The organism is Paenibacillus zanthoxyli JH29 (genome assembly GCF_000520715.1).
Lineage (GTDB): Bacteria > Bacillota > Bacilli > Paenibacillales > Paenibacillaceae > Paenibacillus_AQ > Paenibacillus_AQ zanthoxyli.
Window position 1 is genome coordinate 1 of record NZ_ASSD01000154.1, and the last position, 2,929, is coordinate 2,929.

4 protein-coding genes are annotated in these 2,929 nt (G+C 49.3%); 3 read left to right on the forward strand and 1 reads right to left on the reverse strand.

Annotated elements, in window-relative coordinates:
- Positions 1-363: 363 nt before the first annotated feature.
- Positions 364-786 (forward strand): hypothetical protein, encoded by a 423-nt coding sequence (locus tag L691_RS0105995; RefSeq protein WP_025689392.1) that lies wholly within the window; start codon positions 364-366, stop codon positions 784-786.
- A gap of 108 nt (positions 787-894) precedes the next feature.
- Here the strand turns inward: L691_RS0105995 and L691_RS0106000 are convergent, their stop codons facing one another.
- Positions 895-1,416: a hypothetical protein gene (locus tag L691_RS0106000; protein WP_025689393.1), complete on the reverse strand. Its 522-nt coding sequence runs from the start codon at positions 1,414-1,416 to the stop codon at positions 895-897.
- Positions 1,417-1,628: 212 nt separating this feature from the next.
- Here L691_RS0106000 and L691_RS0106005 point away from each other — a divergent pair, with 212 nt between their 5' ends.
- Both L691_RS0106005 and L691_RS0106010 read left to right on the forward strand, forming a co-directional pair.
- On the forward strand, positions 1,629-1,820 hold the full coding sequence (locus L691_RS0106005) for a sigma factor G inhibitor Gin (RefSeq protein WP_025689394.1): 192 nt from the start codon (positions 1,629-1,631) through the stop codon (positions 1,818-1,820).
- Between the two features lie 211 nt (positions 1,821-2,031).
- Positions 2,032-2,929, forward strand: an 898-nt coding sequence (locus L691_RS0106010; protein ID WP_025689396.1) for an aminotransferase class I/II-fold pyridoxal phosphate-dependent enzyme, incomplete at its 3' end; no start/stop codon positions are given.

The window sequence follows — 2,929 nt, forward strand, 5'->3', positions numbered from 1 at the left end:
AGCACAAGAACCACTGCTGATACTTCAGCAGTGGTTTTTTGTGTTTCTTTTTAAATTCTGGATTACAATACTGTTCCCAACAGGAGGGATGATTATGAACAATGAAGAGAATGCAAGAACTGAATGGATCAGGTATATATGCGAAATCCGGACCTTAATCTCATTGATGCAATAGTGAAGGGATTGTGAAGATCGGCATCATTGAATGACATTTTTGTTACCGACATGTCAATAGATATAAGTATAATAGAAAAGTGCAAATAAGCATAGCCTTAATACGAATGAACTACTCATAAAATTCATTTGATTGAATTGTTTCCTGTGTCTTTAGTTGCAGGGTTGAGGGTAAGGAGGATTTAAGGTATGAAGCGAGCCCGAACGTTGTGGACGCTCTTTATTTTATGTATGGTAACTGTATTGCTGGCCGGATGCGCCGCGAAGGAACCTTCATGGGAATCGTTCGAGGGTGCCCTTAACGAGAAGAGCTTTCCCGTACCCAAGGAGGCCAACTCGCCAGATCGGACGACAACGAATAAAGCTATGGACTACGTGCGTTATTCCCTTCCTGGGTTAAAGGAGAATGACAATATTCCGGATCCCTATTCTGAAGCCATACAGGCCTGGGGCTGGAATGAACTGCCTGTAGAAAACACGGCTAGCTCGCACGTATTCCAGAAGGATCAGCTTATTGTTCATTTAACTATTCATGACGGCTATTTCATTATTATGGTCCCAAAGGATAAAAAGGCGGGCGTCAAAAGCCTCAACAGCCTCAACAGCCAGTAGAAATAAAATCGCTATCCATCCAGATGGTGATTTTATTTTTCAGGGATACAGGTCACGTACATTACGTAAATAGGATTCAATGAAGAATAGAAGGGATATGTACAGTTGTTACTGCGAATAACAGGAGACGTCCACCTGGTTAAACTTAAGCATGTCATCCTGTCTCTTCCAGCCTGTCCGCAGCAGAGCGTAAAATCTCGGAAACAGCAGCCATAAATGCAGAAAGGCTAAGGAGAGCGTAAAGGCGTACGGCGATAATACGACAAATAATGCTGTAAAGGAAAGACCGATCCAGAGACTATGAAGCTGTACCCTGCGGAAAAGACTGCAGCTAATGTATTGATCCGGCATATAGCCGAGCCACGGAAGCCTGAAGGAGTTGCGCCAACGTTTGGCGACCGGGTAACCCGAAATCAAGAGGACGGATCGGGAGACGACATATTGAACCCAAAAAATAACCGGAATGGCGATTAGAAAAAATAACAAACTGGCAGGGGAAACGAAAACAGTTTCCAATAGAATAAATAGAATAGGAATCGCTGCATAAATCCGTAAAGCATTGACGGGTATGCTTATTTTTTTAAGAAGCTTATATTGGTAAAAAGTCGCTCCTTTATTAGTCGGTTCCATACCTTCCCTCCAGGAATTGGGCTTATCTCATATCTTATATCCATACTATCGGCATTCTTGATGAATTCATTAAATCATATAAGTCTAGATCGCCTGTGGGCTGTACAAGCCGCGATGGAAAAGGGATTTAAGGATATGAAAAAACTATGAAAGGGTTTAAAATGATAGGAAGTGAAGCATACTGTTCTTAAAAGGGCCAAGGTGGGATTAGTATGGAACAAGATCATGCGAAAACTGAAATCTGCATTATATGCGGGCAGGAAAAAGAAGAGGGAATTCGCATCGTTTCGCAGTTTATTTGCGAGGATTGCGAGGCGGAAATGGTTAGGACTGAGGCGGAGGATGCCAAATACCGCTTTTTTATCGGTCGAATGAAAAAAATCGGTCTGCAAAAGAACGCTTGATAGACGCCCGGTTGCCGTACAATGGTTTTGCCGTGATGGTATTAGAAGGTTGTCTTCGCTTATACAGGTTATTAACGCAGCGGCTTTTCCTTGCATAGAAGTAAGGGGGAGCCGTTTTGCTGCGGGTACAGGCGGTAAATTCAAGGCATAGGCGGAGAAGCGGTTATGGGTTAAAATAGAGTTAAGCCGGTGTGGAAGGAATTGCGATCAAATGAAAGAGACAGAGCGTGCAGGCGCGCCATTATATGAAATGCTGGAACGCTACAAAGCGGAAGGAAAGAGCTCTTTTCATGTGCCGGGTCATAAAAATGGGCAGGCATTTAAGATGGAAGGAAGCGCCGGCTTGTTGGATGAGGTCATGACGGCGGATATTACCGAGATTTCGGGGAGCGATGATCTGCATCATCCAGTCGGCGTCATTCTGGAAGCGCAGAAGCTTGCTGCGGACTGTTTCGGGGCCGAGGAAAGCTTCCTGCTCGTAGGCGGAAGTACGGCTGGGAATCTAGCGCTAATCCTGACGGTATGCGCTGAACCGGGCACTGTGCTCTTGGTGCAGCGCAATGTGCATAAATCGGTTATTTATGGGCTGATGCTGGCGGGAGCGCGTGCGGTATTCCTTGAACCGCAGATGGATGACGCCAGCGGCCTGGCGGTCGCACCGCCTGTAGAGACGGTGCGCAGGGCACTGGCGGCCTGGCCGGAGGCCGCCGGCCTGCTTGTGACCATGCCGAATTACTACGGCATGGGAAGCGACCTCGCGCCCCTCGCGCGGGCCTGTCACGACAGCGGCGTGCCGCTGCTGGTCGACGAGGCGCATGGGGCGCACTACGGGCAGCACCCGGAGCTGCCGCCGGGTGCCTTAAGCTGCGGCGCGGACGGCGTCGTGCAGTCCACGCACAAGATGCTTGCGGCGATGACCATGGGCGCCATGCTGCATGTCCAAGGGCCGCGGCTCGACCGCGCCCTGCTGCGGCAGCGGCTCGCCATGGTGCAGAGCTCCAGCCCATCATACCCCGTGATGGCTTCGCTCGATCTGGCGCGCCGGCTGCTCCACACGCGGCGCGCTGATGCCTTCACGGCGGGGCTGGCCGCCGTGGAAACGCTGCGGC